The organism is Roseimaritima multifibrata (assembly GCF_007741495.1).
GTDB lineage: Bacteria > Planctomycetota > Planctomycetia > Pirellulales > Pirellulaceae > Roseimaritima > Roseimaritima multifibrata.
This window is the reverse complement of the sequence record NZ_CP036262.1, coordinates 3,930,392-3,945,109: the sequence shown is the minus strand read 5'-3', so window position 1 is coordinate 3,945,109 and position 14,718 is coordinate 3,930,392. Positions and strand designations below refer to the sequence as shown.

General features: G+C 53.5%; 10 protein-coding genes. 2 read left to right on the top strand and 8 right to left on the bottom strand.

Annotation, left to right across the window (positions count from 1 at the left end):
- Positions 1–81: 81 nt before the first annotated feature.
- The 8 genes from FF011L_RS14295 to FF011L_RS14260 all read right to left on the bottom strand — a co-directional run bounded on the left by FF011L_RS14295 (position 82) and on the right by FF011L_RS14260 (position 9,703).
- Positions 82–522 carry a glycoside hydrolase family 130 protein gene (locus tag FF011L_RS14295; RefSeq protein WP_246109417.1) on the bottom strand — a complete coding sequence of 147 codons (441 nt, stop codon included), beginning with the start codon at positions 520–522 and terminating at the stop codon, positions 82–84.
- A 72-nt stretch (positions 523–594) separates the two neighbouring features.
- Complete coding sequence (locus FF011L_RS14290) at positions 595–1,020, bottom strand: hypothetical protein (protein WP_145352300.1); 426 nt, start codon at positions 1,018–1,020, stop codon at positions 595–597.
- The gene (locus FF011L_RS14285; protein WP_246109918.1) at positions 1,001–1,996 is read right to left on the bottom strand and encodes a flotillin-like FloA family protein; all 996 of its coding nucleotides are present in this window, start codon (positions 1,994–1,996) and stop codon (positions 1,001–1,003) included. Before FF011L_RS14285 ends, FF011L_RS14290 begins: the two co-directional genes overlap by 20 nt.
- 259 nt (positions 1,997–2,255) lie before the next feature.
- Positions 2,256–2,750, bottom strand: a complete 495-nt coding sequence (locus FF011L_RS14280; RefSeq protein WP_145352296.1) for a hypothetical protein — start codon at positions 2,748–2,750, stop codon at positions 2,256–2,258.
- A 283-nt stretch (positions 2,751–3,033) separates the two neighbouring features.
- Positions 3,034–4,131, bottom strand: a complete 1,098-nt coding sequence (locus FF011L_RS14275; protein WP_145352295.1) for a type I restriction endonuclease — start codon at positions 4,129–4,131, stop codon at positions 3,034–3,036.
- Positions 4,132–4,361: 230 nt separating this feature from the next.
- Positions 4,362–6,848 (bottom strand): glucuronyl esterase domain-containing protein, encoded by a 2,487-nt coding sequence (locus FF011L_RS26340; protein ID WP_218932632.1) that lies wholly within the window; start codon positions 6,846–6,848, stop codon positions 4,362–4,364.
- Positions 6,849–7,883: 1,035 nt separating this feature from the next.
- A complete protein-coding gene (locus FF011L_RS14265) occupies positions 7,884–8,192 on the bottom strand; it encodes a Dabb family protein (protein WP_218932631.1) in 309 nt (102 codons plus the stop codon).
- On the bottom strand, positions 8,189–9,703 hold the full coding sequence (locus FF011L_RS14260; RefSeq protein WP_246109416.1) for a hypothetical protein: 1,515 nt from the start codon (positions 9,701–9,703) through the stop codon (positions 8,189–8,191). The genes FF011L_RS14265 and FF011L_RS14260 overlap by 4 nt, the downstream gene beginning before the upstream one ends.
- Before the next feature lie 451 nt (positions 9,704–10,154).
- Between FF011L_RS14260 and FF011L_RS14255 the strand changes: the two genes are divergently transcribed.
- Both FF011L_RS14255 and FF011L_RS14250 read left to right on the top strand, forming a co-directional pair.
- A complete protein-coding gene (locus tag FF011L_RS14255) occupies positions 10,155–12,212 on the top strand; it encodes a LamG-like jellyroll fold domain-containing protein (protein ID WP_246109415.1) in 2,058 nt (685 codons plus the stop codon).
- Between the two features lie 286 nt (positions 12,213–12,498).
- A complete protein-coding gene (locus tag FF011L_RS14250; protein WP_145352293.1) occupies positions 12,499–14,658 on the top strand; it encodes an alpha/beta hydrolase family protein in 2,160 nt (719 codons plus the stop codon).
- Positions 14,659–14,718: the final 60 nt, after the last annotated feature.

Below are 14,718 nucleotides of genomic sequence, written 5' to 3'. Positions count from 1 at the left end.
TTGTTCACGCTGCGGTAAAGTTAATAATTTTGGCGGTTACTGAGTCGATATTTGCGCCCACCAATCGGTTTTGCCTCGTTACTAGGACGTCAATTCCGAGAGGAGGTCGTTTAGTGGAGCGATTGCGAATGAAGATGCGTCGTCGGACATCGCGTAGGGGAGAATCAGGTGCCCGTTGTGAATTGCGGCTCCACAGCTGTAGACGACGTTGGGGACGTAGCCTTCTCGTTCGTTTTCGTTTGGCGAGAGTAGCGGCTTCTTCAGGCGGCCGATAACACGCGATGGATCATCAAGGTCAAGCAAGATCGCGCCGATAGTATCCTGCCGCATCGGGTCGACTCGATGAGTCAATACCAGCCAACCGGCTTCGGTTTCGATCGGTGATATCGGGAGGAAAGGCAAACCTTGCTGAGCACTCGGTAGAGTTTGATCGCTTACCGAGGTTCCGACGAAGCGGGGAAATTTTGCTGCAAACGGGTATCCGCGCTGCAATCCACGATACCGTTTCCGCCGCTGGACCAACGTGACAGTCCCTGGAATCGAGAATGTTTTTCCAACAGTCGCTTGGTGAATCGTAAAAAAGTGCTCTCGGTGTTAGCGGTGAATTCGTAGGACGGGGACGGAGCCTAGGTCTTCGACGTTGTATCCAGCGGACGATTCGTCTTTGCTTAGCCGATACGTCACCGCAACTTGGGGCGATTTTTTCTTTAGCGCTTCGATGACCGACTGCATGGATGTTGCGTTGACGACCGGATCGTTTGGTCCTGTAGCATTCAGGGCAACCATCAAAATCGCGGCTTCATCAGCGTCCAGCCGGTTTTGCAAGTAACCGATCACCAGCGGATAGGGGGTCACCGACAGGTCACTGTTTTTGGTAAACGTGTCGAAGTGTTTTTTCTCCGAAAAACCGTAGATCGCGAGGCAATCCTTTCCGGTCTCCAAAGCGTTGAGGGCTGGTCCGATTCGTTCGCTCTGTTGAAGCAGTACAAATTTGGGAGTTTCAATGAGAAGATCGTTCATCATGTATCCTTAAATTGAGATTCGGTTGTTTGTTTTGGTCCGCACTAAGGCGAGCGACCCGCATGCGTCCGGCGCGGAATGCCTCGGCAAGTGCGATCGGCACTTTCGCTTCGGCTAGCACGAAAAACGCTTGGTTTTCAACCACGAGTGCAGACATCTTTTGGATCTGTGCGTTTGCTTCGGCGCGGCGAACTTCAGCCGCTGCACGAGCGATTCGGATGTCCGCGTCGGCTTGGTCCGATTGCAGACGAGCCCCGATGTTCTCTCCGACGTCAATGTCCGCGATATCGATCGAGACGATGGTGAAGGCGGTGTTGACGTCCAATCCATGAGCCAACGCGCCTACTGAGATTTGAGAAGGCATTTCAAGGACGTCCATGTGCGATTTCGCCGAACCGATCGCCGTAATGATCCCTTGACCAACTCGAGCGATGATCGTTTCCTCGGTCGCCCCTCCAATCAACTGTTCTAGATTGGTGCGAACGGTGACTCGAACTGACACAAGAAGTTCGACTCCATTCTTCGCGACCGCGCTTAGCCGTTTCTTGCCTTGGCTGTCTTTCGCGGGACAATGAATGACACGAGGCGAAACACTGGTTTGGACCGCTTGCAGGACGTCGCGGCCTGCAAGGTCGATCGCCGAGGCCCGTTCAAAATCTAGGTCGATGTCTGCCCGTCGAGCGGCGATCAGCCCCTTCACGACGTTCATGACATCACCGCCGGCCAGTGTATGAGCCTGTAGTCGTGCGGTGCTCATTCCACTCTGGCGATCGATCGGCAAGCCCGCCTGGGTGGCCATGATTTTGGCCGTCACGATCATGCGATGATCGAGTTTCAGAAAGGTCATGCCAATCAGGCTTGTCATGGACACTTCCGCGCCCGACATATACGCCTGGATCCAGTACGATCCCCATTTGCTGAACAGACCGACGACAACAAGAGCGATCAGAAATCCGATCGCCGCAGCGCCCCACATCACTTGATTGCCGTTAGGCAGCCATGCGTTGGCCAATACTTCCATGGATCCTGCCTCCTTTAAGGGGCAGACGTCGTCGGTTCATCGAGAGAACGATTGCACTCGATGCAGCCTTCCTTCACGCGGCCAAAAGAATGACCAACGTAGTCAGGTCCGCGTGGGCCTGATCAAATCTAGATCTCGCTTCGCGTCTCACACAGGGAACGCGAAGCCTCTGCAAATCATCCGACAGCCGAAAATAGATTTCAGCCATTCACTGCTAGTTTTCGATTTTACCCGATTCAAGGCTCTCGCATCGCGATCGAACCGATTGATAGGGGGATCCCTCTTCTGGTTCGTATCTCTCGGCTCGTACAAACCAGAGTGATAGCCCACCTTGGTTGTGGGCAGCCACATTCGATGTCCGTGATGCACGCACGCCAAGCGAACCCTTGCGGCCGGTCTTTTGCCAGCCACGCTTTTCCATGACGATACGAACCAGAACACCGATTGCCTGGCGAAACCGATTATTGCGGCGAGTCTCCGCATGCCCCAGGAATCGATCGATCTCGGGCTGTGATTCCAAATCGCGAACAACGCCCGCTAGCGGCGCCCGATCGTGATGCAGTTCGGCTTCTTCCATTCTTCGTTGACGATTCTCGTCGCTAAAGAACGCAAGGACCGATTCAAAAGGCTGTTTCTCGTCGTTCACCACATCGGAGAACGTTTTGCCTTGTGGGTCTAACAGAAAATCGTTTCGCGAAATCGCAGCCATTGTATTTCCGGTATTGCTAACTTCGCTAATGCTTCTAGAGGTGCAAGATTTGCACCTGCATTTATTGTAGGACCATTCGTGGGGAGGGCAAGAGGAGAACCTGTCGAGGGGGATCTAGCGTGGCGGTCGTCCGTCGGCAATTGTTCCTGGGCCGCGTTGTGTTTGCGGAGGAAGTGAGAGGGGGCGCAGTCGGACAGCGACAAACAGACGAAGCGTCCAAAGGTTCGATTGATTACAACCGATCGGACGCAGAGGTTGTGTGTGCAAGCTGATACCGGGCGCACTAAACGTTCGATGACGATTCCGGAGAGGAATTTCCGATGCCGTCGTAGCTATGGACGGTGGAAATGATTTGTTTCTCAAAATCGTAGATGGCTTCTAAGTTATCGATCGGATTTCGAGTTTCATTTTTATCCGCATCGAATGTGCCAATATATTTTTGTGACGCATTAAAGTGCAGTCGGCAAATTGGCTTCCGATTGTTATCGTCCAGAAGAACTCCGCAGTAACTTTTGGTATCTCGCATTACAACACGTTTGATCGGGACGTGCTTGGCGAGCATCGCTCGGATGATATGAAACCCCTCGACTTCTTCTGCGGTCGTTAGGATCCCGCTATCTGACTCGTCGTTTTCGTTGTTTTCGTCTGAAATCGTCAGCGAAGAATCGACACCTTGCAGGGCGGACTTCAGTCGATTGCTCAGTCTAACATTGATAAAATCTCGAAACGCCGATTTGACCAATGGTCGGAATTGATCGCAAACTGAGGATGTAAATCGCCCATCGTAGATTTTGGACGTTAAGTGTTTTACCAGTTCATCACTCGGAGAATCGACTTCAGATTCTAAGACAGCGGCTAACTGTTGAGTGAATTTTAGTTCGGTTGCGTTCGCAAGGATGTTGTCTAAGTTGAAAACGGATTTGCCGAATTTATTCAGTTCCGCAACGTCGCGGGCATCGAAGTCATTAAGGTCAAACTGGAAAAAGGCTTTGGTGTCCATTTTATTGGGCGAATCAAGATCGGTGTAAAACCAAAAATGTTTCCCATTGGTAAGGACTGCGAACCGTGCAGTGGTAACGCCAAAATATCTATACAGCTGGGAGGCGTGTTTGAAATCCAGTTTCGTATTTATCCCTTTGCACTCAATGAGAATCGTTGGGTCGCCATCGATGACAATTGCGTAGTCGACTTTTTCTCCTTTCTTCATTCCCACATCGGCAGTAAATTCCGGAATCACTTCGGTTGGATCGAAGACGTTGTATCCGAGAGCATTGATGATCGGCATGATTACGGCGTTCTTCGTCGCCTCTTCGGTTCCTAGTAGCTCATGTTGCGATTCCATTCGTACTGCGAGCCGCGTCAGGCTATCAAAAAGTTCCATGCCTCTAAATCCTCATAAGTCTTTTGTTTGAGATGTCACCTAAATGAGGGGTTGATTGTACTCGTTTGGGTTCGCTAGTCCTACAGCCGGAAGAAATTAGAAGCGATACACGTTTATCCAATTGTGGCATGCAGCGCACTTTCTCTCTGACGCCGCCCTGTGGATAGGTGTGCGCAGGCATGCTGAACCAACGCAAACAAATGCATTGGCCGGACATGCCGCGCCGTTCGCTACTCGACCAGACTTGTTTGGGTTGCTGCGGGCGGTTTGAGGTGAGTGTCCATCCAGCCATACATCAGTTGCCGCGATTCGTGAGCGACCGAGTGGCCTCGTCCGTGAACGTAGAAGGCGAAATTTTGAGGAGCTTCTTCCAGTTCATAGACCTCCATAATTTTCATCAACATCAGCAGACGTTGGCGCTGAGTCGGACCGTTGCCGTCGTTCAGACCGGACAGATCCATAAAGGCTCGGGGCGCAATCAACGCGATGATTTCGTGGAAGTCGATTGGCGGCATTTTTTGATTCAGCAAATCCTCTCGGATCGGTTTGAAATAGACGTACCAGCGATCTCGCGACCATCCCGTCACATTTGGGTTGTGCCGAAAGAAGGAAGCCCCGCAGTTGCAGGCCGACGCTTTGATGCGGTCGTCATAGGCCGCAAGAAAAAAGGTTCCGTGGCCGCCCAGCGAATGCCCTAATGCTCCGATCCGTTCGCTATCGACTTGGTCCATGGTTTCCAGCACGTCGATCGCTATCGAATGCTCGTACGTGAATTTGCCAACAGCCGTCCATTCCGGATGTTTTTTGTAGAACCGCCCCGTGTCGTAGGCCCCTTCCGGTGGGACGCGATGCCCGGACACAAAATGTTCTGGTGCGATGACGACGTAACCACGACGGCAAAGGTGATCGAGGTAAGCCTTGTCCGGATTTTGAATCATCCCGGCGGCTCGCTTGCTGCCGAATTCGTAGGTTCCGTGTAACGCCACCACCGCTGGTGCTTTGTCGGTCACGTCCAGCGGAATGCCCAAATAGGCATGTGCACGCTCGTCTTCTTCCACGGCATAGCTGATTAATTGACGACGATAAATTCCATCAACGATCACTTCCTCATGAACCTTCAGATCAAGTGCAGGCTTGGCCGGTTTATGTTGGTCCCGCAGCAGTTCGAGGTATTTGGTTTTCAATTCGGCGCGGCGCTGATGCCAGTCGGATTTAGTTTTAATCCCGTCTGTCAGATCGTCCCAAGAGGAGCGAATTTCGGGAACTTCAAACAGAGACGTGTGGTTTTCCGCCGGTTCGGGCTGCAACAGTTTTTGCATTGCATCCATTAACACCTGTTCCACTTCCGGTGACACACGGGAGACGATTCCGGTTTCGTATCCACCCTGCGTGTAGGCAATTTTGGTGCCGATATAACCTGGCCCGTAATCGCCATAAGCTGCCATCGCAACAAAATCATCAGGACGCATTTGTTGAGCGGCCAGTTGGTATTCCACAAACAGCTCGCCCGGCATGTGTAGGATCTTCGCTGTCCCCAGACTTAAACAGTTGATCAAGATTTGATGTCCACCGACGGTCCGGCGCAAAAACGTCAAATCTCTGGCGGCTCGCAGTCGATCGGTTTCTTTCCTTTTTGAATCGCTCAACTTCGCCAACAGCGCTTCTTCCTGCAGAGCCTCGCTAACCGGCATCGAAACGGGCTCGACCTGCCAGTCAACGTCGCGGGCCGTGATAGGTTGTTTGACTTGGGATTCCCAAGCCTGTTTCATCCCTTCTGCTAACCGTTCAGCCAACACGGGGCGGTTTTCCTTCGATCCATCGTTGTATTTGCCAGCCGCCACGTTGCCGCCAGCTCCATCGAAGTGGATGTGCGGAACTCCGGGCAAAGCCTGTTCACGCATTTCGCGAGCTATTCCGACGAAATCCCAGTTGACCGAACCCTGTCCGTAATAGCTTTGCGGGTGCGTCGCGTAGTAGGTTAGCACGGCATGCGGTTGGTCATCGTTCCAGAAAGTGATCAGCCGGACCAGCGGATCAATCGTCCCTTCGGGCGCTTCGCGTGCCGCTGGGTTTCGGCCACCGCTGCTTTGACGCTGCAGAACCACTTTGCCGTCGGGGCCAAGGATACGTCGGTTGGAGGCGACTTTTTCGACTTTACTGCTGCCCAGTCCGATATGGGTAACTGGCTTGGCCGTAGCGACGGCATCCCTTGCGGCGGCGGCTAGGCGATCCATCACATCTGCATCGAAACTGGCGTTCGAGAAACGTCGTTCCAGTCCGTGCTCCGAAAGCAATCGTTCGGTGGCAAAATCGCTGCCAGGCGTATCGTGCTGATGCAACGTGTGCACCGTCACCCGTTCAGGAGTGGTACCGACCGCTTCGGCCAGCGCGTTTCGAAACCGATCATGACTTTCGTTGGCAATCCCGACCCAATCAAACGCGCACAGCACGATCGGTCGGTCGGCGCCTAGAAGAATGATTCCACGAGCGGTCAAAGGAGTCACGATCTCCATCGCCGGCTTCACTCCTCCATTGCATAACGGCGATCCAAGAGGCGGCGTTACGTCCGCTTGAAACAAAGCGATGCTTAACGGCGGATCCTCATCCGCCAAAGACAAATTAGGCGAGGCGATCAAGAGGCTGAAAACCAAGCAGAGAGAACCGAATAGAGACGATCGCAACGGAATTGGATTGGATAGATGGATCAAGAGTGTCATGGGGACGCATCCGCGTAGTCAGGTGGGAATTTTTAGAACGCTGGGAACGTTCTGAAAGAGCCGATCTTAATCGATAGCAGGACCGTCGTGGGGCAACTGCGAACCTATTCGGAGAAGGATGATTGGGAGAGAACGCGCGGAGGTAGCCCCCTATTGATGTACCGGTCGTGGCGAACCCGAGGGAGACAACCAGCGGGTGCAAGTCAGCGACGCGGCGAGTGCCGTCGTGACAATAACGGAGCGGGAACCATCGTCTGGTGACGGTAGCGACGACAGTCACGTAGCTAAGCTCGCCAGAGCGTGGACAGAACAGCAATCTGATTTAGTCGAAAGCGGAGAAAGATTGTCGCCTTTCGCTCCGCGAAAGAAGGTCCTTTGTGAGCTGCATTCGCAGAGCGAATGCGGTTTTAGGCGGGCGTTCTTTTGCGGGCGACGTGCAAGAATAAGCAAAGACAATCTGGCTCCCCTCGCCCTCAAAACAAGCTCGTAAAAACAGGTTTGATATTGAATCAATTGTTCGCTTTCGAGTTCAATTGAATTCGACTCAAAGGCTCGTTTTGGGGGAGAGGGGCTGGGGGAGAGGGGGCCGACCGAGGTAGGCAAGGGATGACATAATCGCTTGAAATGCAGGGCGTTATCTGGGCCTGCACTGCAAAATCGCCTCGCGGAAATTCCCCCCCCCCCCCCAGCCCCTCTCCCCCAAGCAAGCTCCGCGAAATCAAACAAAAAGGCAGAGACCACGGAATGAGATAGCTAAGATTTCTGCTGCACCAAAGAGCTTGCTTAGGGGCGAGGGGAGCCAGACTTTCGTCAGTTGTAAATTTCACGTCCCGAGCGAAAGGCGACAATCCCTAAATCAACAAGCCGGAAAGCGCGGGACCGGGAACACGGACTACAATCCCTCGCTTGCCGTCTTCTTGATTTAGTCGAAAGGCCCCCCCCTCGCCGAGCACCAAAGATCGAGGGGTATGGATCCGAAGAACGCAAGTTCGACACTTGCGTGCTGCGTTGGGATTCGCGAAGGGGCGAATCGGTTTATAGCGGTTCGAAATCGGCTTCCTGAAAATCAGCCACTTCTTTCAGCCATCGTTGCTGGACGAAATCGACGTGCGACGGATGTTCGCTGTACGCGGTGTAGTCATCGTGGCTGGCGAACCGCATGGAGATCCCATACGAGTGAGTGTTCTTTGGATTCGTCTGTTTTCGAATCTGGAAATCTTGCACGCCCGGAATCGCTTCAAGTTCGGCGGCAGCGTTTAAAAATTCTTGCTCTGCAGGCGATCCTGCGGCATGAGCCAGACGAAACGTCACCGTATGTTCGACCGCGTAATTTTTCATGTTCATCGAGCCACCTCGTCCAGCAAGCTGAGCAGGGTTTCTTGGACCTTTGCGGCCGAATCGACCGCTAGGTAACTCGACTTGGCTCGCCACGTTTCGTAACCGCCCAGTGCGTGCTGTTCGGCGGTTGGTAGGTAACCGTTGTAGCCATTCGCCAGTTCGATGGTGAAGGTGGGCTTAAGCGGGCTGTTCTTCTTAATCGCTAGACCCGTTTCAACAAACGTTTCGCAGGGGCTGCTGACGATTCCCAAACCGCCGATGCGAATCGCTTGCAGTTTAACCTGGACCGTTGCGGGATATTTGGCCATGTCCAAAGTCTCGTTGGCGTAGATCAAGCGGCGGTCGGTATATGGGCCGGGGCCAGCTTCTTCGATCAGTTTCTCGGCACGAGCCAATTCTTTTGCGTCCGGCCGGCGGACGCCTAATTCGATCTCCGCTTCTTTAATTTTCAGCGGGACCCAATCTTCATACTCGACACGTTCATACGCCACGTGGGCCGATCCCGCGACATCGGACGCAACCAGACGAATCTGTTCGAAGGGCTGCTGCCTTTCGCTTCCTTCAAAGAAGTTGATGTTGTTGATGTTGCCGCTTGTCCCGTTGGTCATCGCCGCCACAAAGGCTGGTTCGGTTTTCTGCCCGTCAATCAACCTTGTAAACTGCCGAGCGAATTCCCCGAAGTAGTCCGCCGATAGCGACTTCGCTGGCACGCCGCCTACGTAATGCAAGGAGTAATTTGCCCACAAAGCAATCGGACGTCCGTCGATCGCTTGGACTGCAAGGATTGGGATTTCGGGGTCGACAGGACCGGCGGGCTGTAACAGGCTTTTACTGTTAGCCGATGGGTTCATTCGCACCCTGTCGGTACCGTTGTCGAACGGGTCTTGGATTGGAAAACCGGGACGCAAAAACCAACGGCGATTGAATACTTGTCGCGGATTGTTTCCCACCGCCGTTCCGACGCGTGCTGGTTCCAGTTGCGACTGGGCTTTGGTGATCCCTTCAGCAATTCGCTGCGATAGAAAATCAAGGTAATCTTCCTGAACCAAACTCTGAAACGTCGGTGCCGCGGTGACCGCGGTATGGGTGTGGGTTGCTGAGCACAAGATGTGATCGACGGGAATACCGGTCGCCTTGGATGCTAGTTCTTTGGCAGCATCGTAGACCTCGCGTGGGATCATGCAGCTGTCGCAAGTAACCAACGCAATTTGAGTTTCTCCGTTGTCCAGCACCAAGCAACGGGCGTGCAGAGGATCATGCGCCTTATCAGCCAAGCGGTGAGTCATACTGCCTGCGGAACTGACAGGGAATTCCGTGGGAGTGATGTCAATCGCATGGGCTCCGGCGCGAAGCAAACGGTTCGGCGCATCCGCGGCGGAAAGTCCACCCGAGAAAAGGGTGACGAAGCAAAGGATTGCAATGGTGTTTCGCAATCCGAGCGGTACTCTTGGATTCGGATGTCGCATGGGTGCTGAGCCGGTGAGATGGATCGGGGAGGGGCCGCGAATGGTAGGCATGGAGGTAAGTCCATGTAGAAGACCATGCTATCGACTGCTAGACCGCCTAGCAACTCTCTGAACCATTGGAGCTATATCCACGTGATATGAATGGGCCGTCACCAGTAATCAAAAGGCATAAGGTCACGCCCTACCCGCAGAAAGTGTGTCCTTTTGCCGCTCACTGAAATAAATTTGGAACCTCTTCGCGAAAGCAGCGTTCAAGGCGAAAATTTCTAATTTGACATCTTTTGTTACCGCCGGGCGCAACAACATGTGGACAACGAAAGCGTGAGGGCGTTGCGGCCACGCATCGTATGGGGGACCTGCAATTTAATACTTCATTGTGGGCGTTGACTAAACTGGTGGACGCCATTCCTGCGGATACGAATGTGACATTGGTCATCGGATCCATTAATATCTAGCGGACTTCCCATCCAACCAAATGCCATCGTTTTAGAAATTCGAAGCCATGACGAAACAGCTTATCGGTCTAATGATCCTCTTTATGATGGGGTCTGGTGTGATCCTTCACGCGGAGGATTCGGCCGGTCCTTTTGTCGGTACGTTGACAACTACCGATGCCCATTTGCTTTATCGCCCTGGAAATAAGGCTGCCAAACTGCGGCTCACCGTTCAGGACGAAAAAGGTAGGAAAGTGGGGGCTGTTGATAGTACTAGCGAAGCTGAGCATGACTTCGTGGCAAAATTCCATGTCGCTGGACTTAATCCTGGTTCCACCTACCAATACAAAATCGAAACGATTGAAGATGGCAGTGCCAAACTTGTTGCCGGGGGGACTGCGGACTATCACTTCACGACGGTACCTGAGCAACGCAGCGGCCAGGTAACGAATGTGGCGTTCATCTCTTGTGTCAATGACACCACCGATCCGGTATGGGAACAGATGGGGAAGCTGAACCTTGACCTGTTGTGTTTCGGTGGCGACACCCCCTACGCAGATACCGGCGACCTTGCCGACCTGCGAAACAAACACCGTCATCTTCTTCAACGCCCTGCCCTGGCTGATTTGTGCAAGAGCGTGCCGCTTGCCGGGACTTGGGACGATCATGATTTTGGCAAAAATAACGCCAACGGGAAAAGTGCTGCCGATCTAAAAGAGAACACGCGTCGCTCGTTCGTCGAATACCGTGCACAGGGAAAATTCGGTAACGGAGACGAAGGGATCTATCAAAAAGTAGACAAGGGAGCGATCGAAGTCTTCTTGCTTGACGCCCGATGGTTCTCTCAGACCGGTCCTTCTCCGGTCGATCCGAATCAGTCGACCTGTTTCGGTACCGAACAGTGGAATTGGCTGCTGGAAAGTCTTCGCGCTTCAAAGGCGCCTTTCAAAGTTTTGCTGCAGGGACAGATTTGGCAAGACAAAAAGAATCGCGAAACCGACGACATGTACACCTACTATGCCGAACGAGACGCATTGTTTGATTTCATCAAGAAGGAAAGAATTCCCGGAGTCGTATTGGTGGGTGGTGACATCCATGTGTCCCGCTATTTAACGCACTCCCAGCGGGTCGGGTATGACCTGCAGGACTTCATTATCTCGCCTGGACATACCAGCGTGATCCCTTCGTTGGACGTCTATCATCAAGACCTTGAATGGTCGCGTGTGGAGCCGAACCAATTCCTCACGATGACCGCTGATACAACCAAAGACGTTCCGGTCCTGACCGTCAAGTTTATGGATGGCTCCGGGCAGGTGAACCTAGCCAAGACGTTTTCCCATGATCAGCTGCGTCCCAACACGGACGGCGGTCTTGCCAAAGATTTGCGAGCTTATTGGAGCTTTGACGGGGACGCAACAAACCATTCGAAACTAGGCAAACGTCTGGACGGAAAATTGGAAGGAGGCGCTTCGTTGGTCAACTCGCAAGGGGCTCGCGGGGGCGCGTTACGTCTAAGCCGTGCGGATAACCAATACCTTTCCGTCCCACGTGCGATGCTTGATGACAATGCCAATGCCTATACGGCATCCAGTTGGGTGAAAGCCGCTTCGCTCCCCGATCATGGCAGTGCGGACCGCTCATTCATTCTGGAAACCAAGGTCAACAATCACTGTAAATTGCCCAACGCCTTGAGTACCGGATATGCCGTCTCCGTTGGATTTCGAGAGTGTGACGATCCCGACAAAATCAATCTGCAGCTTTACACTCAGACGCTTGTTCCACAGCCTGTTGGTTCGCAGAACGCACCCGTCACCAAATCTCAAGGCGGGTTCGACTGTTTGCTGGACCGCTCGCTGTTTTCAGATTGGACGCACGTTGCAGTCACGTTTGATTCAAAGCGTCTGCAGTTGTTCATCAATGGGGCGTTAGCAAAAACCTTTGCGTTACCGACCCCCGGTCCGATCGCAGAGAATGGCGGCCTGGTCATTGGTGGCCATCGAGCAGGAGAAGGACGTAATTTCGACGGCATGATCGACGAAGTCGCCATCTGGAATCGCCCCCTCTCCGCAACCGAGATTGAACAGGTCTATAACAATGGCAGCCCCCTGTCCCTCAGCGCTGACTGAGTGACGATCCCCAGCCGTTGCGTAAGCGGGCTATCGATTTAGTGATTGTCGCCTCCGCTCCGCGAAAGAACGTCGCTTTAAAGCTACCTTCGCAGAGGACGTGAAATTAATAAGTGACGGCTTCCGAGTGGGTACCACCGTCTGGCGACGGTAGCGACGGAAGTCATTTAGCTACGCTCGCCAGTACGTGGAAAGACAATTTATCACTAATCGATTTCACCTGCCCAGCTGACGGCTACCAGCGTCCACCGTCCCGAGATTCATTTTCCAATTTTGAGAAGCCTCCATGCACAAGACGATTTGTTTTCTTTTATTGCTAACCGTTGCCTCGCCGTTATCGGCAGAGAATCTGACCGTTCTTGATAGCGGAAAGTCCAGCGGCGAACTGTGGATCGATTGGAACGATCCTGGCCTGATGCTTGTGCGGCATTTGAACGAACAGACCCGTGCCTGCCTTGATACGCGGGAAGAAGAGATTGGTACTTTGAAGAGTCCCGAAGCTTGGGAGAAACGACAAGCCAAGGTCCGGAAGAACCTTGAACAGATTCTTGCCCCCTGGCCTGATCGATCACCGCTTAACGCGCGAGTCACCGGTACCCTTCAGAAGGATGGCTATCGTGTGGAAAAAATTGTCTTTGAATCGATGCCCAATTTTTACGTGACGGGGGCGTTGTTTATTCCCGAAGGACACTCTGGTCGCGGACCCGCGGTCTTGGATGTCATCGGGCATTCGACTCAGGCATTTCGACGTGACATCTATCAAAACGTGATCCTCAATTTGGTTCACAAGGGGTTCGTGGTGTTCACCATCGATCCGCTTGGACAAGGGGAACGGCTGCAGTACTTTGATCCCGATCACGGAAAATCGACCGTCGGGTCTTCGACGAAGGAACACTCGCATGCCGGAGTCCAGTGTTTCCTGACGGGAACTTCGCTCGCTCGGTACTTTACGTGGGACGGAATTCGTGCGATCGATTATTTGCTGTCGCGGCCTGAGGTCGATCCGAATCGCATCGGTGTGACGGGGTTGTCGGGAGGCGGAACCCAGACCAGCTATATCGGCGCAGTGGACGAACGAGTTCTCGCGGCAGCACCGACCGGATTCATCACCAGTATCAGCCGACTGTTAGGGTCGATCGGGCCTCAGGACGCCGAACAGGTCTTTTTCCGTGGCCCGCTGCTGGGCATCGACCATGCCGATTTGCTTGAGGTACGAGCCCCAAAGCCAACGCTGCAAGTGACCACCACGCGAGATTTCTTTAGCATTCAGGGGGCACGCGAAACGGCCGCAGAGGTGCGTCAGGCTTTCAAAATCCTCGGCGACCCCGATGCCTTTGATCAGGTCGAAGACGATTTTGAACATGGCTTCACTAAAAAGAATAACGAGGCCACCTACGGTTTCTTTCAAAAGGCTTTGGGACTGCCAGGCGACGCCCAAGAAACCACTTATCCATTCTTGACCGAAGAGGAGCTAACCGTCACCGAAACCGGGCAGGTTTCGACCTCCCTAAACAGCGAGACTGTTTTCAGTATCAACCGTGAAGAGACATTGCCGCTGCTGAAGAAGCTGGAGCAAAAACGGCAAGAACTTTCGCAGCATCTACCGCAAGCGGTCCGTGACGCCCAGCATTTATCGGGCTACCGCAAACCCCAACCGAAAGAGGCTCCCGTCTTTCGTGGACAGTACCAGCGGGATGGCTACCGAGTCGAAAAATGGGGACTAGCGGGAGAGGGACAGACAATCATTCCCACCCTGGTTTTTGTTCCCGATGCAGCAGCCGGTCAGGAAGGCAACTGGCCAGCGATTATCTACGCTCACGGAAAGGGTAAAACGAACGATGCCGCGGTGGGGGGAGCGATCGAAACGTTGGTACTTAGCGGTTACGTTGTTGCCGCACCAGACCTGTTGGGATATGGCGAAACCGCCTATCGGATCACACAGGGACATGCTCCGGTACAACCATTCTTTAATGCCCTGATGGCCGGTCGGAGCGTCGCCGGTATCAATGCCGGAGATGCGGTCCGGGTGCTGAAATTCCTGCAAGATCGAGACGACGTGAATGCGGATCAAGTTGGAGCCATCGCCTGCGGGGATGTCGGTCCCGCACTCTTGCATGCGGCTGCATTCGAGCAACAGATCCAGTGGTTGATTCTGTGTGAATCGCTGTTGGATTATCAGTCGATTGTCTTGAACGCGGATTATGACGTAAACGCTAATTCGCTTGTGGCCGGGGCGTTGACGGCTTACGATCTGCCCGATTTGTTGGCCAGTATCGCCCCCAGACGCGTTGCGATTTTGCAGCCAAAGACTCACCTGGGCACCGCTGCGGAAAGCGAGCAAATCAAATCGTCGATTGGTTTTGTCCAGCGGCACGCAGGGGAGAAATTGCGCGTCGAATCCGAGGGAAATGACCTGCTGTCGCTGGTCCAGTGGTGTGTCCAGTAGTAGGCATTTCACGAGCCCCCGGTTCGACGATTGAAAATGGAAGAAGCTGGGGACGTGGTT

Bases quoted from the DNA above. Each gene is read 5' to 3' on its own strand.
- FF011L_RS14290 (WP_145352300.1), bottom strand. From the start codon at position 1,020: ATGAACGATCTTCTCATTGAAACTCCCAAATTTGTACTGCTTCAACAG.
- FF011L_RS14285 (WP_246109918.1), bottom strand. From the start codon at position 1,996: ATGTGGGGCGCTGCGGCGATCGGATTTCTGATCGCTCTTGTTGTCGTC.
- FF011L_RS14280 (WP_145352296.1), bottom strand. From the start codon at position 2,750: ATGGCTGCGATTTCGCGAAACGATTTTCTGTTAGACCCACAAGGCAAA.
- FF011L_RS14275 (WP_145352295.1), bottom strand. From the start codon at position 4,131: ATGGAACTTTTTGATAGCCTGACGCGGCTCGCAGTACGAATGGAATCG.
- FF011L_RS26340 (WP_218932632.1), bottom strand. From the start codon at position 6,848: ATGACACTCTTGATCCATCTATCCAATCCAATTCCGTTGCGATCGTCT.
- FF011L_RS14265 (WP_218932631.1), bottom strand. From the start codon at position 8,192: ATGAACATGAAAAATTACGCGGTCGAACATACGGTGACGTTTCGTCTG.
- FF011L_RS14260 (WP_246109416.1), bottom strand. From the start codon at position 9,703: ATGCCTACCATTCGCGGCCCCTCCCCGATCCATCTCACCGGCTCAGCA.
- FF011L_RS14255 (WP_246109415.1), top strand. From the start codon at position 10,155: ATGACGAAACAGCTTATCGGTCTAATGATCCTCTTTATGATGGGGTCT.
- FF011L_RS14250 (WP_145352293.1), top strand. From the start codon at position 12,499: ATGCACAAGACGATTTGTTTTCTTTTATTGCTAACCGTTGCCTCGCCG.